Raw genomic sequence first — 20,018 nt, forward strand, 5'->3', positions numbered from 1 at the left:
ATGAAGGCTCTCCATGTCATCACCGGCCTCGGGGTCGGCGGCGCCGAGCAGCAACTGCGGCTGCTGCTGCGCCATCTGCCCGTGGACTGCGACGTCGTCACGCTCACCAACCCCGGCGCGGTGGCCGACGGGCTGGCCGCCGACGGGGTGCGGGTCACGCACCTCGGCATGGCCGGCAACCGCGACCTGGCCGCCCTGCCCCGCCTGGTCCGGCTGATCCGCGACGGCGGCTACGACCTCGTGCACACCCACCTGTACCGCGCCTGCGTCTACGGCCGGCTCGCCGCGCGGCTCGCGGGCGTCCGCGCGATCGTCGCCACCGAACACTCCCTGGGCGACTCCCAGATGGAGGGCCGGAAACTGACCGCGGGGGTCCGCGGGCTCTACCTGGCCAGCGAGCGCCTCGGCCGCGCCACGGTCGCCGTCTCCCCGACGGTCGCCGGCCGCCTGCGCCGCTGGGGCGTCCCGGCCCCCCGGATCCAGGTGGTGCCCAACGGCATCGACCTGGACCGCTTCCGCTTCGACCCGGCCCGGAGGCTGCGCACCCGCCGGCGGCTCGGGCTGCCGGAGACGGCGTACGTCGTCGGCGGCATCGGCCGGCTCACGCCGGGCAAGCACTTCGACGTGCTGATCCGGGCGCTGGCCCGGCTCTCCGACCAGTACTGGCTGGTGCTGGTCGGCGGCGGCCCGGAGGAGCACGCGCTGCGGCGCGTCGCGCGCGACGCCGGTGTCGCCGACCGGGTGCTGTTCACCGGCGAACGCCCCTACGTGTCCGACGGCTCCCCCGGCCCCGACCTGCCCTCCCTCACCGCCGCGATGGATCTGCTCGCCTCGCCGTGCCCCGAGGAGGCCTTCGGCCTGGCGGTGGTGGAGGCGCTGGCGTCCGGGCTGCCCGTGCGCTACGCCTCCTGCCCGGCGATCGAGGACCTGCCCTCCCAGGCCGCGCCCGCCGCGCGCCGCGTCCCGACCGGGGTCGACGCGTTCGCGCGGGCCGTCGCGGCGGCCCGCGCCGAGGGACCCGGCCCGCGCGCCGCGCCCGAGGCCGCCCACCACTACGACATCACCCGCAGCGCCGCCCGCCTCATGACCGTCTACGCGGCCGCGACGGCCGTCCCCGTGTCCCCGTCACCCCAGGGAGCAAGTGCCTCATGACCCCCATGCCCGCCACGCCCGACCACCCGACCGGGCCCCGCCGCCGCCCCTCCGCCCTGGCCCGCGCCAAGGCCCTCCCGCCCTGGTCCCTGATCGCCGCGGGCGCCGTCGCGGGCGGCCTGATCGGCGGTGTGTACGGCCTGGCCAAGCCGCCCGCGTACACCGCCACCGCCTATGTCGTCGCCGTCCCGACGGCGAAGTCCGACCCGGCGGCCGCGCTCGGCTTCGCCACGGCGTACGGCCGGGTCGCGACCCAGCTCGCGGTGCTGGGCGACGCGCAGGTCTGGGCGGGCGTACCGGCGAAGACCCTCAAGTCCGGTGTGCGGACGGCGACCTCGCCGGACGCGCCGATGGTCGCGATCACCGCCACCTCCGCGCACCCCGACCTCGCCGCCGACATGGCCAACGCCGTCTCGCGCGCCCTGACCCGGCACGCCAACGACACCAAGGACGACACCAACGTCGTCCTCCAGCAGTTCGCCCGCGCCACGAAGCCCACCGAGCCGTCCTCGGCGTCCCCGGCGGTGACGGGCCTGGTCGGTGCCAGCGCGGGCGGTCTGCTGGGCGGGCTGGCGCTGCTGGTGCGGCCCCGGCGCGGCACGGGCGAGCCGGACCGCCCGGCCGCCGTGCCCGGACCCGCCCCCGCCGCCGACGTCCACGGACAGCTGTGAAAGCCACGTACGCGCCCGCCCCCACGACCACCCTCACCACGGAACTCGTCACCGACGAGCAGACCTTCGCCGAACTCGCCCCGCAGTGGGCCCGGTTGTACCGCCGCTGCGCGTCCGCGACCCCCTTCCAGAGCCACTCCTGGCTGCACTCCTGGTGGCAGTCGTACGGCAGGCCCGGGCGGCTGCGGGTGGTGCTGGCGCGGGACGGCGACGAGCTGGTCGCGGCGGCCCCGCTGATGCGCGTCGGCCGCCCGGTCCCCGCGCTGGTCCCGCTCGGCGGGGCGATCTCCGACTACGGCGACGTCCTGCTCGACGACGAGCGCGGCGAGGAGGGGGTGGCCGCGCTCGCCGAGGGCCTCGCCCCGGCCGCCCGCACCGCCCTGATCGACTTCCGCGAAGTTCGCCCGGGCGGCGCGGCCGAGCGGATCTACGACCACTGGAGCGGGCCCCGGCGCCGGGTGGACGACTCGCTGTGCCTGGAGCTGCCGGCCCTGCCCATGGCCGAGCTGATCACACGGCTGCCGTCGGCGAAGACCCAGCAGCGGGCCCGCGCCAAGCTCCGCAGGCTGACCGCGCTCGGCATCGAGCGTCATGTCGTGGGCCCCGACGAGGTGGAGTCCGCGCTGCGGCGGCTGATCGATCTGCACCAACTCCAGTGGCAGGGCCGGAAGGTGACGTCCGAGCATCTGCGGCCGCGGTTCCGCGACCACCTGGTGCGCTCGGTCGGGCCGATGGTCCACTCCGGGGACGCGGTGGTCACCGAGTTCCGCCTGGACGGCGACGTGGTCGCCGTGGACCTGACCCTGCTGTCGCGGCGGCTGTCGGGCGGCTATCTCTACGGCGCCCATCCGCGGCTGCGCGAACGCAAGGCGGACGTGGCGGTGATGCTGCTCGACGCGTGCGTCCGGCACCTCGGGGACGGCGGCCCCGGCACGCTCAGCCTGCTGCGGGGCAACGAGCCGTACAAGCACCACTGGCGCCCCGAACCGGTCGTCAACCAACGGCTGCTGCTGGCCCGGCCGCACACCGCCCCGCTGCTCACCGCGGTCGTCTGCGACGTCGCCGCGCGACGGCGGGGCAAGGAGCTGCTGCTGCGCTGGCGGAACAGGCACGAGGGGAAGGAACGTGCCGGTGGCGGCAGGTCCTGAGGGGGCCTGCCGCCACCGGGCGGTACCGACGGGTCGGCTACCGGGTGCGCTACCGGTTGCGCGAGAACCAGTCGAAGCGCAGGCACAGCTTCCCGCCGAGCCAGTACTCGACCCAGTCACCCAGGTCCAGCGGCGAGCACGCGGGCGGGGTCACCGGCGTGGGCGGATCGGTCGGCGTGGTGGGTCCGGTGGGCTTGGTCGGCTCCGGAGCCGGGTCGGTGCGGCCGAAGAGGACGGACCGGTAGACCTCGGACGCCTTCGGGTTGTTCCCGCACTGCCAGACACCGTGCGGGCAGTAGTCGGTCAGCGTGTTGTACACCGGCTTGTGCTCGTCCATCCAGGCCAGCATCCGCCGCATGTACTCGGGGTTGTCGCCGTTGCGGAACAGGCCCCATTCCGGATACGAGATGGGTTTGCCGTGGGCCTTGGCGAAGTCCACGTGTTCCTGGAGGCCGTAGGGCTCCTTGATCTGTTCGTCGAACGACAGGCCGGTCGGCTGGTCGTAAGAATCCATGCCGATGATGTCGACGGTGTCGTCGCCCGGATAGCACTGCGTCCACGGAACGGCGTCGCGGCCGCGGGTCGGGGTGAAGTCGAAGGTGAATTTCTGGCCCGGCACCGCGCGCATGGTCGTGACGATCCGGTTCCAGTACTTCTTCCAGGAATCCGGGTCGGGGCCGCAGCGGTGGGTGTAGGTGATGCCGTTCATCTCCCAGCCGAGCACGATCACCGTGTCCGGGACCTTCAGCTCGACCAGGCGTTCGGCGAGGGCACGGAAGTGGTGGTCGAACTCGCCCGCGGCGCCCCGGCGGAGCAGCATGCGGACCTGGGCGTCGGAGACGTTCTCCTCGTTGCGCTCCATCATGGGGACGTTCAGGACGAGCATCCGGTCGGCCTTCTCGGTGCGCCAGTCCGCCCAGACGTCGAGGAAGCCGGGGGCGCCCTCGATGTTGCTCCAGCGGTCGCCGGGCAGATAGGTGTGGCCGACGCGCAGTTCGGCCCCGCCCAGCCACTGGCTGAGCTCGGCGATCCTGGCCACGCCGCGGGCGCCGTAGTCGAGGTAGGCGCCGAAGGCGGGACCGTCGGCCTTGGGCCTGTCCGGTTCCGGGACGGCGGGTGTCGTCGGAGCGGGAGGATCGGCGGCCCGCGCCGCCCCCGCGCCCGCGGCGAATCCAGGTCCGGACGCCAGTACCGCCGTCGCGGCGACCGTCGCCGCCACGAAGGCCAGCCGTCCGCGCCGGGTCCGTCGTTGCTGTGGGGCCATGCCTGCTCCTTTCTCCACGCTCGTCTCCGCTCTCGTGCGTCCTGTTTCTCGGTTTCTGACGCTCGGTTACCGAAGCTCGGTTACTGACACTCAGTCATATGAACTGGAATTACGCCACCGCCGTTACGGCTTTCGAGTGTCCCGATAGCCCGGACCGGTGAACCCGACCCGAAGGAAAAGCCCGTGTCGCTGTTCGACACCCGAGTCCCCGCCGTTCTGCTGCGGATCGACCGCAATCCCTTTCACCACGGCACGCTGGGCGCCGTGCGCTCACTCGGCCGCGCGGGCGTCGACGTACACCTGGTCGCCGACTGCGCGGGAAGCCCGGTCCGTACCTCCCGATTCCTGCGGCAACTTCACCTCCCGCCGTCGCCCGGCGCCTCCCCCGCCGAGATCGCCCTGACGCTGCGCGGGGTGGCCGCCCGGGTCGCCCGGCCCGCCGTGCTGATCCCGATGGACGACGCGAGCGCGGTGGCGGTGGAGCGGCTGGGCGCGGATCTCGCCCCCGCCTATCTGCTGCCGCGGCAGCCCGCGGGCGTGTCGGAGCGGGTGGCCGACAAGGCGGAACTGGCCCGGCTGTGCGCGGCGGCGGGCGTCCCGCATCCGGAGACGGTCGTCCCGGGCAGCGCGGGCGAGGCCGCTGCCGCCGCCTGGCGGCTGGGGCTGCCGGTGGTGGCGAAGTGGAGCCGCCCCTGGCTGCTCCCGGCGGGCGGCGGTCTGCGCAGCACGGTCGTGGTGCGCTCCACACGGGAGGCGCGCGAGCTGTATCTGCGGGCCGAGGAGGCGGGCAGCCCGCTGCTGCTCCAGGCGTTCCTGCCGCCGGGACCGAACCGCGACTGGTTCTTCCACGGATACGCCGACCGCGGCGGGGCGGTGCGGGGCGGCTCCGGGGTGAAGGAACGGTCCTGGCCGCGCAGCGCCGGTCTGACCGCGGTGGGCCGCTGGATGCCGAATCCCCGGGTGCGGGCCCATGCCGAGCGGCTCATCGGCGAGCTGGGCTACCGGGGCATCCTCGACCTGGACTTCCGCCGCTGCGGCACGACCGGCGGCTACCACCTGCTCGACTTCAACCCGCGGCCCGGCGCGCAGTTCCGGCTCTTCACCGACGGCGCGGGCCTGGACGTCGTACGGGCGCTGCACCTGGACCTGACCCACCGGGCGCTGCCGGACGGGGAGGCGCTGCCCGGGCGGTCGTTCGTCGTGGAGAACTACGCGCCGCTCACCGCGCTGCGGCCCGCCCGGGCCGGCCGCGAACTCGCCTGGTACGCCGGGGACGACCGCGGGCCGGGCTGGGCTATGTGGGGCCTGTGGGCCCGCCACGTCACCCGCCGCCTCCGGGAGCGCCTGCACCGCCTGTGCACCCGTCGCACCGATCCGGCGCACATCCGGCGGGCGTCCGTCCCGGCCCCGTCACCCGCCGTGGCCGGACTGCCCGACGACGAGAAGGCGGGCAGCCGCTGACATGACGCGGGTGCCGGACCCGAACGGTCCGGCACCCGGTGCGCCACCTCACAGGTACTCGGGTACTACCGACGGGAGGCGGCCCTGCCACGTCGGTACAGAACGACTCCGGCGACGAGCATCGCCGCACTGGCCCCCGAGGCCGCCAGCAGCGCCTCGGCACCGGTGTCCGGCAGCGTGGGCGGCTTGGTCGGCGGGGTCGTGGGCGGGGTGGTCGGCGGCGTCGTGACGGGAGGCGTCGAGGGCGGTCCCGTCGGAGGCGTCGTGGGCGGTGACGTCGGCGGCTTGGTCGGCGTCGTCGGAGGGGTGGTGGGCGGCTTGGTGGGAGGCGTCGAGGGCGGTCCCGTCGGTGGCGTGGTGGGAGGCGTCGTCGGCGGCTTGGTCGGCGGCGTCGTGGGCGGGGAGGTGGGCGGCTTGGTGGGAGGCGTCGTCGGAGGGGTCGTGGGGGGCTTGGTGGGAGGCGTCGTGGGGGGCTTGGTCGGGGGCGTCTCCCCGTAGCCGCCCGGCGTGTCCCCGTGGTCGCCCGGCGTGTCGCCGTACCCGTCCGACTCGTCGCCGTATCCGCCCGGCCCGTCGCCGTATCCGCCCGGACCGTCGCCGTAGCCGCCCGGTTCATCCTCGGAGAAGCCCGGCATCCGGTCGCCGTAGTCCCAGTCGTGACCCGAGGCGTGGCCCGGGCCCTCGTGGTGGCCGCCGTGCGCGCCGCTCTTCGTCGAACCCGAGGATCCGTTCGCGCAGGAGTTGCCGAACGCCGGGTTGAGCCCGGCGGCCGCGTCCACGGAGTTGCCGCAGGCGTTGACCGGAACCTCGACCGGCACCTGCACGGTGTCGCCGGACACGACGCCCGGCGAATTCTTGGCGGTCCCGCTCGCGTCCGTGTCGGCGAGGGCGTGGCCACCACACAGGGACAGAATGCTCGTCGCGGCGGCGGCCGCGACCATTCCCTTGCCCAGGGTCTGTCGCAATCTCGTTGTCCTCACTGCTTGACTGCTTGAAGAAGTGGGAAAAGCCGGCCCCGAACGAATGGAGAACGTCCAGGGCCGGCCGTGACACAGCCGGAGCGGCTGGTGTGTTACGTCGTCAGTCGTTGACGCACGTGTTGCCGAACGCCGGGTTCAGCAGGGCGATCACGTTGACCGTGTTGCCGCACACGTTGACGGGCACGTGCACGGGAACCTGGACCACGTTGCCGGAGAGGACACCCGGCGAACCGATGGCGGCACCCTCGGCACCCGCGTCGGCGAAGGCCGGGGCGGCCATGCCGAGGGCCATGATCGCACCCGCGACGACAGCTGCGGTCTTCTTCATGAGGTTTCCCTTCTCTGCGGTCATGCCTGGAATGACGGTCGAAACCGAGCGAGCACAGTCGGAACGGCTCGCACCATGACCTGCAGGCTGTAAAACGAGGGATAGACATCCGAAGAAACTACGGAACGTGTGTCGCCGGGTAATTCACTCGAACGCCTTGGATGAAACGCCTCATCTGAGTAGTGTCAAAGCCAATTGACGGTGTATCAGCAAAAAAATCGCCCGGACACATGTCCGGGCGATTTCCATGACGGCGGGTCAGCCGTTCTTCACACCGTTTCCGGACAGCGCCGCGATGTCGCTCAGGATGTGCGACAGCGGCTCGTCGCCCTTGGCCTGGGTGCTGTTCTCGGCGCACTGCTGGTTCTGCGGGGCCGAGAGGACCGGGACGTCCTGGAGGACACCGACGGCGGCGACGCCGACGAGGCCCTGGAGGTTCGCCTTGGCCGGCAGGCCGATGCAGAGCTTGTTGAGGGAGCTCTGGACCAGCGTGGCCTGCGGGCTCATGTCGCCCTTGGTCACCGAGTTGGCGAACGCGTGGTGAGCACCGTTGCCGCTGGCGGAGGTGGTGCCCTCGTCGTTCCCGATGGCCATGGCCGGCGAAGCGGCACCGACGACGGACGCGGCGACCGCCGCGGCAGCCATTGCCTTCTTCAGCATTTCAGTTCCTTTCACTGGTGCATCACGACGACGCACGATCCTGCCCTCGCATCAACCGGCCTCACGGTGTTTGGTTTCGGCACTTCACCCGATCGGGCCGGTACGTTTTTCTGCTGCGCCATCGGAGTGAAAGGGAGCAACCAAGCGGCCTCCGGGCAGTTGACCAGAGCGCTCCGGTGGACGGGGTTTCTCCAGAAGGGACTAGCAAGTGATCAAGAAGGTTCTGGCATCCGCCGCGGTCGCCGCTTCCGTCGTGGGTGTCGCCTCCCCCGCCATGGCGATCGGCAACGACGACGGCACCACCTCCGCCAGCGGCAACGGTGCTTCGCAGTCGTTCGGCAACTCGGCCACCTACGGCAACATGAGCCCGCAGATGGCGCTCATCCAGGGTTCCTTCAACAAGCCCTGCATCGGCCTGCCGGCCAAGGCGAACCTCCAGGGGATCGTCGGCCTCGCCGCCGTCGGTGTTCTCCAGGACGTGCCGATCCTGTCGGCCCCGCAGAACCAGCAGTGTGTCGAGAACAGCACCCAGGCCAAGGGCGACGAGCCGCTGTCGCACATCCTGGACGACATCTCGGCCCTGTCCGGCAACGGCGCCGGCAACCACTGAGCCGGTCGCATCACGGGCTCTGAGCCCTGGGACTGCTTTCTGAGTCCCCGTCAGCGGGCCGCCGTATTCTCGGCGGCCCGCTCGCTTACTTTCTGCGCGTGACGATGAAGAGAACTCTGTCTTCCCTCTCGGTCGTGCTGGCTTCCACAGCCGCCCTGCTCGGCAGCGCCTTCCACCCCGCGCAGGCCCCCTCCCCCAAGGGCATGAACATCCTGCTGATGGGCACGGACGGCCGGGCCACCATCTCCGCGGCGGAGAAGCGCGAGTTCCACGCCGGCGGCCGGGCCTGCAACTGCACCGACGTCCTGATGGTGGTCCATGTGTCGGCCCGCCGGGACCGCGTGAGCGTCGTCAGCCTGCCGCGGGACTCCTACGCCGGCCTCCCCCCGCACCGGGTCGAGGGCACCGGCGAGAAACACCCCTCGCACCCCTCGAAGATCAACGGCGCGTACGCCGAGGGCGGTACCCCGCTCACCGTCGCCACGGTGGAGTCGATGACCGGACTGCGCTTCGACCACTATCTCCAGGTGGACTTCCGGCGCTTCATCGACGCCGTGAACCAGGTCGGCGGTGTCGAGGTGTGCACCCCGCGGACCCTGCGGGACTCGGCCACCAAGCTCGATCTGTTGCCCGGCACGCACCGGCTCGGCGGCGGGCAGTCGTTGCAGTACGTCCGCTCCCGGCACGTGGACAGGAGCGCCGACCTCGGGCGGATCCAGCGTCAACAGCGGTTCCTGGTCGGGGCCCTGCGCGGGCTCCAGACGCGGAACCTGCTCACCGAGCCGGTGGCGGCGGCCCGACTGGTGAAGACGCTGCTCGGATCCGGGCAGGTCGACCAGGGCTTCGGCGCCGGCGAGCTGGTGGAGCTGGCGGCCGCGCTCGACAAGGTGACGGCGAGGTCCACCGAGTTCGCGACCGTGCCGATCTCCGGGTTCAACGAGACGCACCCGGAGATCGGTTCGACGCTGGTGTGGGACCGGCGGCAGGCGGAGGCGATGTTCGCGAAGCTGCGCGCGGACCGGCCGCTGATCGAAGCCGGTGCGAATCCCGAGCCCGAGGACCCGCCCCGGCTGGCGAACTCGGCCCCGGTGCGCGGGAGCTCCTACGCCTGTCCCTGAGGGGCGCTCGGCCGGACCCGTGAGTGCGCTGGGCCAATCGGGGCAAAGACCGCAACCCTGACGGGGTTTGATCCGTTCTCGATCACGCAGCTCCTCCCCGGAGTCCGCTTTTCGAAGGGAATGAACATGAAGAAGCTGTGGGCTACCGCGGCTATCGCCGCTTCCGTCGCCGGCGTCTCGGCTGCGGCCGCCCCCCAGGCTCTTGCCATCGGTGACGACAACGGCACCACCTCCGCGAGCGGCAACGGCGCCTCGCAGGAGTTCGGCAACTCGGCCACGTTCGGCGACATGAGCCCGCAGCTCTCGCTGGTCCAGGGTTCGCTGAACAAGCCCTGTGTCGGTCTGCCGGCCAAGCTGAACCTTCAGGGCCTCGTCGGCGTCGCCGCCGTCGGTGTCCTCCAGGACGTGCCGATCCTGTCGGCCCCGCAGAACCAGCAGTGTGTCGAGAACTCGACGCAGGCCAAGGGCGACGAGCCGCTGTCGCACATCCTGGACGACATCTCGGCCCTGTCCGGCAACGGCGCCGCCAACGGCTGAGTCTCACGCTCCACCGCTGCGGCGGGTCACCGGTCTCCCCGGTGGCCCGCCGTTTCGCGTGTCCGCGCTCCGGGGTTCACTTGCGGTAGAGGGCCTCGATCTCCGCCGCGTACGCGGTCGTCACCCGGTGGCGCTTGACCTTCAGGGACGGGGTGAGCATGCCGTTGTCCTCGTTGAACTCGCCCTCGACCAGGGTGAAGGCGCGGATGGACTCGGCGCGTGAGACGGCCTGGTTGGCGTAGTCGACGGCCTTCTGGACATCGGCGCGCATGCGGGGGTCCGTCACGATGTCGGCCGTCGGGGTGTCGGCGGGCAGTTTGCGGACCGACAGCCAGTGGGCGACCGCCTCCGGGTCGAGGGTGATCAGGGCCGCGACGAAGGGGCGGTTGTCGCCGACGACGAGGCACTGGCCGACAGGGGAACGGCTGCGCAGACGGTCCTCCAGGACGGCCGGGGAGACGTTCTTGCCGCCGGAGGTGACGAGGATGTCCTTCTTGCGGCCGGTGATGGTGAGGTAGCCGTCCTCGTCGAGGGAGCCGAGGTCGCCGGTGGCGAACCAGTCGTCGGTGAGGACGGCGTCCGTGGCCGCCGGGTTGTTCCAGTAGGCGCCGAAGACGATCCCGCCCCTGACGAGGACCTCGCCGTCGTCGGCGATGCGGATCGCGGTGCCGGGGACCGGCCGACCGACCGTGCCGGGGCGGGGGCCGAGGGGCGGGACGATGGTGGCGGCGGCCGTGGTCTCGGTCAGGCCGTAGCCCTCGTAGACGATGATTCCGGCGGCGTAGAAGAAGAGGCTGAGGTTGCGGTCGAGCGGGGAGCCGCCGCTGATGGCGTAGCGCATGCGGCCGCCGAGTTCCTTGCGGACCCGGCGGTAGACCAGGAGGTCGTAGAGGGCCCAGGCGGCGTAGAGGCCGGGGCCCGGGCCCTTGCCGCGGTCGAGGAACCTGTTCAGGTACTCCTCGCCGAAGCGGACGGCGATGCGGTCGGCGCGGTCGAAGGAGGCGCCGCGGCCCATCTTCTCGGCGGTGGCACGGCCGGTGGCGTGGATCTTCTCGAAGAGGTACGGCACGCCGACCAGGAAGGTCGGGCGGAACTCCTTGAGCGCCGGGCGCAGTTCGTCGGGCTTGATGCTCGGGCAGTGGCCGATCTCGATGCGGGCCATCAGGCAGGCGATCTGGAGGGCGCGGCCCATGATGTGGGCGAGCGGGAGGAAGAGCAGGGTCGAGGCGACCTGGCCGGTGACCTCCTGGAAGATCGGGTGCAGCAGCTGGACGGTGTTGGCGGCCTGGGCGTGCAGGTTGGTGTGGGTGAGGACGCAGCCCTTGGGCCTGCCGGTGGTGCCGGAGGTGTAGCAGATCGTCGCGACGGTGTCCGGGGTGAGGCCGGCGCGCCGCTTGGTGATCTCCTCGTCGGGGACGTCACGGCCGAGGGCGGTGAGTTCGGGGAGGGCGTCCGCCTCCAGTTCCCAGGCGCGGGGCGGTTCCTGGTGGCCGGCGGTGCCCCTGGTCACCGTCTCGGTGTTCTCGGCGTTCTCCGTGACGACGTGCCGGACGCCGGAGTCGCGGACGATCCACTCGACCTGGTCGGCGGAGGAGGTGGCGTAGATCGGGACGGTCTGGCCGCCCGCCGCCCAGATCGCGAAGTCCAGGACCGTCCACTCGTAGCGGGTGCGGGACATCACGGCGACCCGGCCGCCCGGTTCGAGTCCCGCGGCGATGAGTCCCTTGGCCACGGCGGTGACTTCGCGGGCGAAGGCGGCGGCGGTCACCGGCTGCCAGGTGTCGCCCCGCTTGCGGCGCAGGACCACGGCGTCCGGGGCCTCGGCCGCGTTGGTGAAGGGCAGGTCGGCGATGCTGCCGGTGGCCGGGGGCGGGGCCAGGGCCGGTGCGCTCGCCTCGCGGACGACGCCGGCCTCGTCCCTGACGACCTCGACCCCGGCGCGGGCGGCCAGGTCGGTGCGCTGTTTCGCGCGTTTCAGATCCTTGCGTACGCCCATGACGGCTCCCGGTCGCGGTGGGGCTGACGTGTTGCCGTGCTCAGTGGTGCTCACCAGTTCTTACTGGGGAGTCAACTTACTGAGCCGTAGCCAGAATTCAATGGCCCTGGCGTATTCCTCTCGCTCCGGTCGGGCGGGGTCAAGGTCCTCGTGGTGCGGTCCGATGACTGGAGCATGACGACGACGCACTCGCCCGCGCAGCCGACGACCTCCCCTCCCCCGGTGCTGCCGCCGGGATCCGCGGCCCGGTGGCCGCGGGTCGCGGTGTGGCTGGTGCCCGCGGTGCTCGTGGCGTGCGCCGGGTTCGAGCGGCGGTGGATGTCCGACGACGCCTTCATCTACGTACGGACCGTGCGGCAGGTGCTGGCCGGCAACGGGCCCGTGTTCAACGCCGGCGAGCGGGTGGAGTCCTCCACGGGGACGCTGTGGCAGTGGCTGCTGGTGGCGGCCGGGGCGGTGGGGGTGGATCCGGCGTCGGCCGCGGTGTACGGGGGGCTGGTGCTGACCGGCGCCGGGTTCGCGCTGGCGGGGCTCGGGGCGCTGCGGCTGCACGGCGGGCGGGTCGCCGTACCGCTGGGGTCGCTGCTGTTGGCGGGGCTGCCGCCGGTGTGGGACTTCGCCACCTCGGGGCTGGAGACGGGGCTGCTCACCTGCTGGATCGCGGGGGCGTGGCTGGCGCTCGCGACCCGGCCGCGGTCGCTCGCGACCTCGGTCCTCCTCGGGCTCGGTCCGCTGGTGCGGCCCGATCTGGGGCTGGTCTCGGCGGTGTTCCTGGGGGCGCAGTGGCTGCTGGTGCGGCCCTCGTGGCGGGGCGCGCTCGCGGGCGCCGGGGCGGCGGGGGCGCTGCCCGCCGTGTACGAGGTGTTCCGGGCGGGGTACTACGGGCATCTGGTGCCGCTGCCCGCCGTGACGAAGGAGGCCTCGCGGAGCCTGTGGGGGCGGGGACTGGAGTACCTCGGGGATCTGGTGCTCACCTATGCGCTGTGGGTGCCTCTGGTGGTCGTGGTCGTGGTCGTGGTCGTGGTCGCGGCGGTGCTGGTGCGGGGCGGCGGTCTGCGTCCGGTGGCGGCCCGGGTGCCCGTCGCGGCGCTCGCGCCCGTCGTCGCCGGGGTGTTGTGCTGGATGTACGTCGTGAAGGTCGGCGGGGACTTCATGCACGGGCGGATGCTGCTGCCGGGCCTGCTGCTGATGCTGCTGCCCGTGTTCGTGGTGCCGGTGTCACGGGCCGGGGTGTGCGCGGCCGTCGCGGTCGGGGCGTGGGCGGTGGTGAGCGCCGGGTGGCTGCGGGTGCCGTACGAGGGGACGATCGGGCCGGCCGGGATCGCCGACGAGCGCGGGGTGTACGTACGGCAGAACGCGGAGCCGCATCCGGTGCACCACACCTTCGCCGGGTCGCCGTACCACCTCCGATACCTGCGGGAGGTGCGCGAGGCCGCGCGGTCGGGGGCGCCGACGCTGCTGTACGGCGGAAACGGTCCGCGCGGCACCGCCGACTCGCCCTCGGTGACGGCCAGTTATGTGGTGCTCGGGCTCAACGGGTCCGTCGTGCCGCTCGGCGGGGCGGCGCTCGATCCGATCGGGCTCGCCCATCCGCTGGCCGCGCACTCCGAGCGGATCGGCGGCGGGCGGGTGGGGCACGACAAGTGGCTGCCGGCCGCCTGGCTGGCCGCCGACCGCGGGGTCCCCTCCGATCCGCCGCCCGGTACCGACCCGGCGCAGGTGGCGGCGGCCCGGCGCGCGCTGCGCTGCGGGGCGCTCGCCGAGCTGCGGGCGGCGACCCGGGACCCGCTCACGCCGGGGCGGTTCGTGCGGAATGTGGCCGGGGCCTGGGAGCGCACGGCGTTCCGCTTTCCGAACGATCCGGTGGCGGCCGAGCGGAAGGTATGCGGACGGTAAGTTTCTGCGGGCCCGCAGGCCAATGGCGGGATCCGCGTCGGTACGTTGATCACCGGCGCGGGGTCGTGGCCCGGCGCCTCACCTCCCCGGAAGGAAAGCCTGTGCGCCCCCAACGCCTTCGCCCCGTCCTGATCGCCGTGTGTGCCACGGCGGTTCTCGCTCTCACCGGCGCCGTCCCGGCCGTCGCCGCGCCCGCGGCGGCCCCCGCGCGGACGGCTCCCGTGCGGGCGGCGGACGTCGCCCCCGGACTCACGCCCCTCACCGACCTGTTCGCCCAGCGGCTGCTGCTCGCCGACAAGGTGGCCGCGGCGAAGTACGGCACGGACAAGCCGATCGACGACCCGGTGCGCGAGCAGCAGATCCTGGACGACGTGGCCGCGCGGGCCGTGGGGCTCGGGCTGGATCCCGAGGCGGTGAAGGTGGTGTTCCGGGACCAGATCGAGGCGAACAAGGTGGTGCAGCGGGGGTTGTACGCGCGGTGGGACGCGCATCCCGCCCAGCGGCCCACCGAGCGGCCGGACCTGGTGAAGGAGGTCCGGCCGCAGCTGGACCGGATCACCACGGAGGTGCTGGACGCGTTGCAGCGGACGGCGGTTGTGCGGGGTGGGGCTTCCTGTGAACCCCGGCTCGCTGTGGCCTCGGTGCGGTCTGCTTTTGGGTATCGGCTGGATGTATTGCATTGGGAGGGGTTGGCTCGGGCGGTCTCGTCCGTTTGTTCCAGGTAGCTTGCGGAGTGCTGCGCCGTCGTGGCTGGTCGCGCAGTTCCCCGCGCCCCTAGGTGGGCCGGGTCAGCCGGTGATGGCTAGTGCCTGGCGGATTGTGTCGGCGAGCCCGCTTACCGCCTCGTCCTCCGTGCGCTCGGCCAAACCGTCCGCCCGGACGGCTAGTTTGAGGAGGGACGGCCTTCCCGGCACCCGGTGCTCGCCGTCCCCCAGCGCGTCGGCGAAGTAGGCCGCCACCGCGGCCACCTGGAAGCGGGGGCTCGCGTCCCAGACGGAGTCGTCCAGGGTCTTCAATTGGCCCGACTCCTCGTGCGGGTCGCGGGTCTCCGGATCCTGCCAGCGGACCGTGGCCGTGGCCAGGTGGCCGTTGGCGTTCGGTTTGGTGCGGACGGCGTAGAGGGCGGTGACGGTGTGGCCGGGGCCCGTCTCGCCGCCGTCGACGCGGTCGTCGCGGAAGTCGTCGTCGGCGACGCGGCGGTTGTCGTAGCCGATGAGGCGGAAGTCGGTGACGTTCTCGGGGTCGAAGGCGACCTGGGCCTTGGCGTCGCGGGCGGTGAGGTCGATGTTGCGCGGGAGTTGTTCGCAGAAGACCTCGCGGGCGTCCTCGGAGCCGGAGACGTAGACGGTGTGGCCGTCGCCCTTGTCGGCGAGGCGTTCCATGAGGGCGTCGCCGTAGTCGCTGCCGACGCCGACGCCGAAGAGGGTGATGCCGTGCTCGCGGCGGGCGCCGGCGACGCGGTCGAGGATCTCGTCGGGGTCGGTCTCGCCGTCGTTGGCGAGGGCGTCGGAGACGAGGACCACGCGGTTGGTGGCGCCCTCGCGCCGGCCCTCGACGGCCGTGGCGTAGCCGGTCTCCACGCCCGCGCCCAGGTTGGTGGAGAACGTCGGTTCCAGGCTGTCGATCGCCTCGTGGATCTCGTCGCGGTTGCCGTCGAGGCGGGTCATCGGCAGGACGGTCTCGGCCTCGTCGCTGAAGGTGACCAGGGCGACCGAGTCGTCGTCGCGGAGGCGGTCCGTCATCACGCCGAGGGACTCCTGGGCGAGGTCGAGGCGGCCCGGTTCGCTCATGGAGCCGGAGATGTCGATGACGAACGTGAGGGCGGCGGGCGGGCGTCGGCCGGCGCCCTCGGGCGCGGCGCGGGTGGCCAGGCCGACGCGGACCAGGGACCAGTCCTCGTCGCCGGTGCGGGCGCCGTCGACGGTCACCGAGAAGCCGTTGCCGTCGGGACGGTCGTAGTCCTGGCGGAAGCTGTTGACGAACTCCTCGGGGCGGATGGTCGAGGGGTCCGGGCGGCGGCCCTCGGCGAGGGTGCGGCGGGCGTAGCCGTAGGAGGCGGTGTCGACGTCGAGGGCGAAGGTGGAGAGGTGGTCGGGGGCGGGGTCTCGCTCCTCGTCCCGCGTGTCCGGGTCGCGGTCGCGGTCGGGGGCGGGGAAGCCGGTCGCTCCCTCGGCCCGGTCCGCGCTGCTGTTGTCGCCCCTGCCGTTGTCGCCCCCGCCGTCGTCGCTCGCGCCGCATCCGGTGAGCAGCAGGCCGCCCGCCACGGTCACCGCGACCAGGGCGGTCCGCAGCCTTCGGGTTCGGTACCGGTCCATCGTCCGTGCCCCCTTCGTCCGTCGACTTCTGTGACTGTGACGGGGAAGGGGGCCGGAACGTGCGCCACGAACCGTTGCGGAAGGATCTCGAAGAGGCCACGGGGGACGGCCGTCGAGACCGGTGGGTGACCCTCCGTTGACCTAGGAGACCACGTCCTTGCGGGCGAAACCGCGGAAGGCCAGCGCGAACAGCACGAGGGCGTACGTTATCGAAATCGACGCGCCCTGGATCATGTCGGACCACTGGAGTTGGGGCTGTACGGCGTCGAGCCAGGCGTACTGCCAGTGCGCCGGGAGGAAGTCGCGCCAGTCGCCGAGGGCCGTCACCTGGTCCAGGACATTGCCGACGATGGTCAGGCCGACCGCGCCGCCGACCGCGCCCAGGGGGGCGTCCGTGCGGGTGGAGAGCCAGAACGCCAGGGCGGCGGTGATCAGTTGGGACACGAAGATGTACACGATGGTGATCAGCAGCCGCTGGGCGGCGGTGCCGGCGGCGAGCGAACCGCCGGTGGGCAGCTCCAGCGGGCCCCAGCCGTACGCCACCGAGCCGACGGCGAGGGCGACGACCGGCAGCAGGACCATCGCGGCCAGGCTGAGGGTCAGCCCGACGACGAGCTTGGACCACAGCAGCCGGGCCCGGGGCACCGGCGCCGCCAGCAGATAGCGCAGGGAGGACCAGCTCGCCTCCGAGGCGACGGTGTCCCCGCAGAACAGCGCGACGGGGACGACCAGCAGGAAGCCCGCGGAGGCGAAGAGGTTCACCGCCGCGAAGTTCGCCCCGGACAGCGTCGCGGTGTCCATCAGGTTGACGCCGGTGTTGCCCTCACCCGGGCTGCCGCCCACCTGGAAGGCGATGAGCAGGACGAACGGCAGGGCCGCCAGGATGCCGAACATGACCAGCGTGCGGCGCCGCTTGAGCTGGCGGACCAGTTCGACCCGGAGGGGCAGGGTACGGCCCGCGCGGTAGCCGTCGGCGACCTCCGAGCGCTCGGTCAGCGTGCTGCTCATGAGGAGTCTCCGATCAGGGTGAGGAAGGCGTCCTCAAGGCGGCGGTGCGGGCCCACCGACTCCACGGGGACCTCCAGCCGGACGAGTTCGGCGACCAGGCGTACGGCGCTGCCGTCCTCGTCGAGCCGGATCAGCAGGCCGCCGTCGGCGATGACGGCCGTGGCGACGCCCGGGAGGGCGGCGACCTTCTCGACGACCGGTTCCTCCACCGGTGCGGACGTGCCGACCAGCAGCGTGTCGCCGGAGCCGACGATCTCGCCGACCGGGCCCGCCTGGATGAGCTTCCCGTGGTCCATGACCACCAGGTGGGTGCAGGACTGCTCGACCTCCGCGAGGAGGTGGGAGGAGACGATGACCGTGCGGCCGGCCGCCGCGTAGCGGATCATCACCTCGCGCATCTCGCGGATCTGCGGCGGGTCGAGGCCGTTGGTCGGCTCGTCGAGTATCAGCAGATCGGGCATGCCGAGCATGGCCTGGGCGATGGCCAGGCGCTGGCGCATGCCCTGCGAGTAGGTGCGCACCGCGCGCTCCAGGGCGCCGCCGAGGCCCGCGATCTCCAGGGCCTCGTCCAGGTGGGCGTCCTGCGGCGGGCGGCCGGTGGCCCGCCAGTACAGCTCCAGGTTCTCGCGCCCGGACAGGTGCGGGAGGAAGCCCGCGCCCTCCACGAAGGCGCCGACGCGGGACAGCACGGGGGCGCCCGGAGCGATCGCGTGGCCGAAGACCCGGATCTCGCCGCCGTCCGGCTTGATCAGGCCCATCAGCATGCGCAGGGTCGTCGTCTTGCCGGCGCCGTTGGGCCCCAGCAGGCCGAGGACCTGGCCCTTCTCGACGCGGAACGACAGGTCCTTGACCGCGTACCGGTCGGCCGACTTGGCGTACCGCTTGCTCAGGTCGGTGATCTGGAGCGGGACTTCGGCCAGGACGGGCTCGGGGGCGGCGGGCGCGGCCGTGCGGCGGCGGCCCGTGACGATCAGGATCAGGGCGATCACCGCGCCGGCGAGCGGCAGCCACCACACCCAGGCGGGCATCGGGGCCCGCGCGTTGGTGTCGCTGAGGGCCGTCGGCACCTTCAGGTCGCCCTTGAGCGAGACGGTGTACGTCGCCTGGGCGGCCGGGGAGGCGTAGCCGAGGTCGGTGGAGGCGAGGACCAGGCGCAGCCGGTGGCCGTCGGCCACCTCGTGGTCGATCGCGGGCAGGGTGACGGCGACGTCCTTGCCGGCCTTGGCGTTCTCGACGCGGATCGGCTCGACCAGCTGGGCGGGCAGCACCTGTTGGCGGCCGCCCGGGGAGACGTCGTACAGCTTGGCGAAGAGGACGGCGTCGTCGCCGGTCGACCTCACATGGACGGTGACCTTGGAGGAGCCGGTGATCTGGAGGTCGTCCCGGAAGGGCGCCGAGTCGAAGGCGGCGTACTGGCCGGGGAAGTCGAGGGAGAGCGAGACGCCGAGCGTGGACAGCTGGGACAGGCCACCGCCGCCTCCGCCCGCGCCGTCCTCTCCCCCACCGCCGCCACCGAGGGCTGCGCCGATGCCGGGCAGGGCCGACACGGCGGGCGGGTTGGCGCCGGCCGGGTTGACGAAGCTCTGCTCGCGGCCGGTGAGGGCGATCGTGCGCTCGTCGCCCTCCAGGCCGGGGTACTTGTCCTCGCTCACGCCGCTCAGGCGGGTCTCGCCGTCACCGGTGCCGGTGCCGAGGGTGCGGGTGACGCGGAAGGCGGGGCCGGTGTCGGCGCCCTTGTCGTCCTTGAGGTAGCGGTCGAACCAGTTCGCCACGCGGGACTGGACGCGGCTGGTCTCCATGTCGCCGCCGTCGTGGCCGCCGGAGATCCAGTCGACGTCGACGGGGGCGCCGTTGGCGCGGATCGCCTTCGCGGCGGCGTCGGCCTGGTTCAGCGGGAAGAGGGAGTCGGTCTGGCCCTGGAGCAGGAGCGTGGGCACCTTGATCCGGTCGCCGACCGCCGACGGTGAGCGCTCCTGGAGCATCTTCTCCGCCGCCGCGTCCGGCGTGCCCGACTCGGCGACGCGCTGGTACATCGCGCAGATCTGCGGCTCGAACCGGTCGCAGCCGCCCGCGGAGTTGACGAAGATGCCGGCCCAGAGCTTCTTGAAGACGCCGTTCGGGAAGAGGGCGTCCGAGAGGTTCCAGTACGTGATCGCCGGGGCGATGGCGTCCACGCGGTCGTCGTAGCCGGCGGCGAGGAGGGAGATCGCGCCGCCGTAGGACGCTCCCGCGACGCCCACACGCGGGTCGCCCGGCTTGTCGAGCTGGACCGTGGGCTGTCGCGCCAGCCAGTCGATCAGCTTCCTGACGTCGGCGACCTCGCCGTTCGGGTCGTTCAGGCCGACCTTCCCGGTGGACTTGCCGAAGCCTCTCGCCGACCAGGTGAGGACGGCGTAGCCGTCGCGGGCGAGCTTCTCGGCCTGGGCGCGGACGTCGTTCTTGCTGCCGCCGAAGCCGTGGCCCAGGAGGACGGCGGGGCGCTTCTCGTCACCGGGTGCCGTGAAGTACGAGGTGTCTATCCGGACGCCGTCGAGGGACATCAACCGGTCGGTGCGGTTCACCGACGGCTGGGTGTCGTCGGCGACGGCCGTCCAGGTGCCGGCGCCTGCGAGGACGACGACGGCGGCCACGGCGGCGGCCAGCCGTCGGGGCCGCCGCAGCAGGGCTCGCAGCGGGGGCGGTCGAAGATCCATGCGTCAACGGTACGGGGTGAAACTGTCGGTCGGTTATCGACCGGGGAGTGAATCCCGGGCCCTCCCGTGGGGGTACGCGACCGTTTTCGTGTACCGCGTTCGTGGTAGGCGGCTACGAGCTCGGTCGTGTCTGTCGGCGGCCGGGTGCGGGTTCGTGGGGGCTGGTCGCGCAGTTCCCCGC

Annotated in this window: 17 protein-coding genes; 9 read left to right on the plus strand and 8 right to left on the minus strand. The window is 72.5% G+C overall.

All coding sequences use genetic code 11. The annotated features are described in order from the left end of the window. The 3 genes from SLINC_RS16420 to SLINC_RS16430 are packed head-to-tail and all read left to right on the plus strand — an operon-like array spanning position 1 to position 2,971. Positions 1-1,152, plus strand: a complete 1,152-nt coding sequence (locus SLINC_RS16420; protein ID WP_067432952.1) for a glycosyltransferase — start codon at positions 1-3, stop codon at positions 1,150-1,152. A gap of 5 nt (positions 1,153-1,157) precedes the next feature. After that, entirely contained in the window at positions 1,158-1,823 is a 666-nt protein-coding gene (locus SLINC_RS16425; protein WP_067445410.1) for a YveK family protein, read from the plus strand. Next, positions 1,820-2,971: a GNAT family N-acetyltransferase gene (locus tag SLINC_RS16430; RefSeq protein ID WP_067432954.1), complete on the plus strand. Its 1,152-nt coding sequence runs from the start codon at positions 1,820-1,822 to the stop codon at positions 2,969-2,971. The genes SLINC_RS16425 and SLINC_RS16430 overlap by 4 nt, the downstream gene beginning before the upstream one ends. A 49-nt stretch (positions 2,972-3,020) precedes the next feature. On the opposite strand, the gene SLINC_RS16435 is transcribed toward SLINC_RS16430, so the two are convergent. Beyond that, positions 3,021-4,235, minus strand: a complete 1,215-nt coding sequence (locus SLINC_RS16435; protein WP_067432957.1) for a glycoside hydrolase family 26 protein — start codon at positions 4,233-4,235, stop codon at positions 3,021-3,023. A gap of 183 nt (positions 4,236-4,418) precedes the next feature. On the opposite strand from SLINC_RS16435, the gene SLINC_RS16440 reads away from it, so the two are divergent. Further along, positions 4,419-5,696 (plus strand): carboxylate--amine ligase, encoded by a 1,278-nt coding sequence (locus tag SLINC_RS16440; protein ID WP_067432960.1) that lies wholly within the window; start codon positions 4,419-4,421, stop codon positions 5,694-5,696. A gap of 65 nt (positions 5,697-5,761) precedes the next feature. On the opposite strand, the gene SLINC_RS50185 is transcribed toward SLINC_RS16440, so the two are convergent. From SLINC_RS50185 to SLINC_RS16455, 3 genes are all read right to left on the minus strand, one after another. Then, positions 5,762-6,661 carry a chaplin gene (locus SLINC_RS50185; protein WP_067432963.1) on the minus strand — a complete coding sequence of 300 codons (900 nt, stop codon included), beginning with the start codon at positions 6,659-6,661 and terminating at the stop codon, positions 5,762-5,764. 115 nt (positions 6,662-6,776) lie between these two features. Further along, positions 6,777-7,004, minus strand: a complete 228-nt coding sequence (chpD, locus tag SLINC_RS16450; protein WP_067432966.1) for a chaplin ChpD — start codon at positions 7,002-7,004, stop codon at positions 6,777-6,779. Between the two features lie 258 nt (positions 7,005-7,262). Next, a complete protein-coding gene (locus SLINC_RS16455; RefSeq protein ID WP_067432969.1) occupies positions 7,263-7,664 on the minus strand; it encodes a rodlin in 402 nt (133 codons plus the stop codon). A gap of 208 nt (positions 7,665-7,872) precedes the next feature. On the opposite strand from SLINC_RS16455, the gene SLINC_RS16460 reads away from it, so the two are divergent. From SLINC_RS16460 to SLINC_RS16470, 3 genes are all read left to right on the plus strand, one after another. Beyond that, positions 7,873-8,274: a rodlin gene (locus SLINC_RS16460; protein WP_067432972.1), complete on the plus strand. Its 402-nt coding sequence runs from the start codon at positions 7,873-7,875 to the stop codon at positions 8,272-8,274. Positions 8,275-8,408: 134 nt separating this feature from the next. Continuing rightward, the gene (locus tag SLINC_RS16465) at positions 8,409-9,392 is read left to right on the plus strand and encodes an LCP family protein (RefSeq protein WP_225988406.1); all 984 of its coding nucleotides are present in this window, start codon (positions 8,409-8,411) and stop codon (positions 9,390-9,392) included. A gap of 126 nt (positions 9,393-9,518) precedes the next feature. After that, positions 9,519-9,929 (plus strand): rodlin, encoded by a 411-nt coding sequence (locus SLINC_RS16470; RefSeq protein ID WP_067445414.1) that lies wholly within the window; start codon positions 9,519-9,521, stop codon positions 9,927-9,929. A 76-nt stretch (positions 9,930-10,005) separates the two neighbouring features. Here the strand turns inward: SLINC_RS16470 and SLINC_RS16475 are convergent, their stop codons facing one another. Next, complete coding sequence (locus SLINC_RS16475) at positions 10,006-11,925, minus strand: AMP-dependent synthetase/ligase (protein ID WP_067432978.1); 1,920 nt, start codon at positions 11,923-11,925, stop codon at positions 10,006-10,008. Between the two features lie 174 nt (positions 11,926-12,099). Here SLINC_RS16475 and SLINC_RS47335 point away from each other — a divergent pair, with 174 nt between their 5' ends. Together SLINC_RS47335 and SLINC_RS16485 are read left to right on the plus strand one after the other, a co-directional pair. Then, positions 12,100-13,821 (plus strand): arabinofuranosyltransferase AftB family protein, encoded by a 1,722-nt coding sequence (locus SLINC_RS47335; RefSeq protein WP_107406617.1) that lies wholly within the window; start codon positions 12,100-12,102, stop codon positions 13,819-13,821. A 101-nt stretch (positions 13,822-13,922) separates the two neighbouring features. Further along, the gene (locus SLINC_RS16485; RefSeq protein WP_067432982.1) at positions 13,923-14,546 is read left to right on the plus strand and encodes a chorismate mutase; all 624 of its coding nucleotides are present in this window, start codon (positions 13,923-13,925) and stop codon (positions 14,544-14,546) included. A gap of 63 nt (positions 14,547-14,609) precedes the next feature. On the opposite strand, the gene SLINC_RS16490 is transcribed toward SLINC_RS16485, so the two are convergent. The 3 genes from SLINC_RS16490 to SLINC_RS16500 form a co-directional block, all read right to left on the minus strand. Continuing rightward, positions 14,610-16,136 (minus strand): vWA domain-containing protein, encoded by a 1,527-nt coding sequence (locus tag SLINC_RS16490; protein ID WP_067432986.1) that lies wholly within the window; start codon positions 16,134-16,136, stop codon positions 14,610-14,612. 141 nt (positions 16,137-16,277) lie between these two features. Beyond that, positions 16,278-17,144 carry an ABC transporter permease gene (locus tag SLINC_RS16495; RefSeq protein ID WP_067432988.1) on the minus strand — a complete coding sequence of 289 codons (867 nt, stop codon included), beginning with the start codon at positions 17,142-17,144 and terminating at the stop codon, positions 16,278-16,280. Then, on the minus strand, positions 17,141-19,837 hold the full coding sequence (locus SLINC_RS16500) for an alpha/beta fold hydrolase (RefSeq protein WP_067432990.1): 2,697 nt from the start codon (positions 19,835-19,837) through the stop codon (positions 17,141-17,143). Before SLINC_RS16500 ends, SLINC_RS16495 begins: the two co-directional genes overlap by 4 nt. Positions 19,838-20,018 lie beyond the last annotated feature (181 nt).

It is taken from the genome of Streptomyces lincolnensis, assembly GCF_001685355.1.
Lineage (GTDB): Bacteria > Actinomycetota > Actinomycetes > Streptomycetales > Streptomycetaceae > Streptomyces > Streptomyces lincolnensis.

Coding starts and splice junctions, on each gene's coding strand:
- SLINC_RS16420 (WP_067432952.1), top strand. CDS start 1: ATGAAGGCTCTCCATGTCATCACCGGCCTCGGGGTCGGCGGCGCCGAG.
- SLINC_RS16425 (WP_067445410.1), top strand. CDS start 1,158: ATGCCCGCCACGCCCGACCACCCGACCGGGCCCCGCCGCCGCCCCTCC.
- SLINC_RS16435 (WP_067432957.1), bottom strand. CDS start 4,235: ATGGCCCCACAGCAACGACGGACCCGGCGCGGACGGCTGGCCTTCGTG.
- chpD (WP_067432966.1), bottom strand. CDS start 7,004: ATGAAGAAGACCGCAGCTGTCGTCGCGGGTGCGATCATGGCCCTCGGC.
- SLINC_RS16455 (WP_067432969.1), bottom strand. CDS start 7,664: ATGCTGAAGAAGGCAATGGCTGCCGCGGCGGTCGCCGCGTCCGTCGTC.
- SLINC_RS16470 (WP_067445414.1), top strand. CDS start 9,519: ATGAAGAAGCTGTGGGCTACCGCGGCTATCGCCGCTTCCGTCGCCGGC.
- SLINC_RS16475 (WP_067432978.1), bottom strand. CDS start 11,925: ATGGGCGTACGCAAGGATCTGAAACGCGCGAAACAGCGCACCGACCTG.
- SLINC_RS47335 (WP_107406617.1), top strand. CDS start 12,100: ATGACGACGACGCACTCGCCCGCGCAGCCGACGACCTCCCCTCCCCCG.
- SLINC_RS16490 (WP_067432986.1), bottom strand. CDS start 16,136: ATGGACCGGTACCGAACCCGAAGGCTGCGGACCGCCCTGGTCGCGGTG.
- SLINC_RS16495 (WP_067432988.1), bottom strand. CDS start 17,144: ATGAGCAGCACGCTGACCGAGCGCTCGGAGGTCGCCGACGGCTACCGC.
- SLINC_RS16500 (WP_067432990.1), bottom strand. CDS start 19,837: ATGGATCTTCGACCGCCCCCGCTGCGAGCCCTGCTGCGGCGGCCCCGA.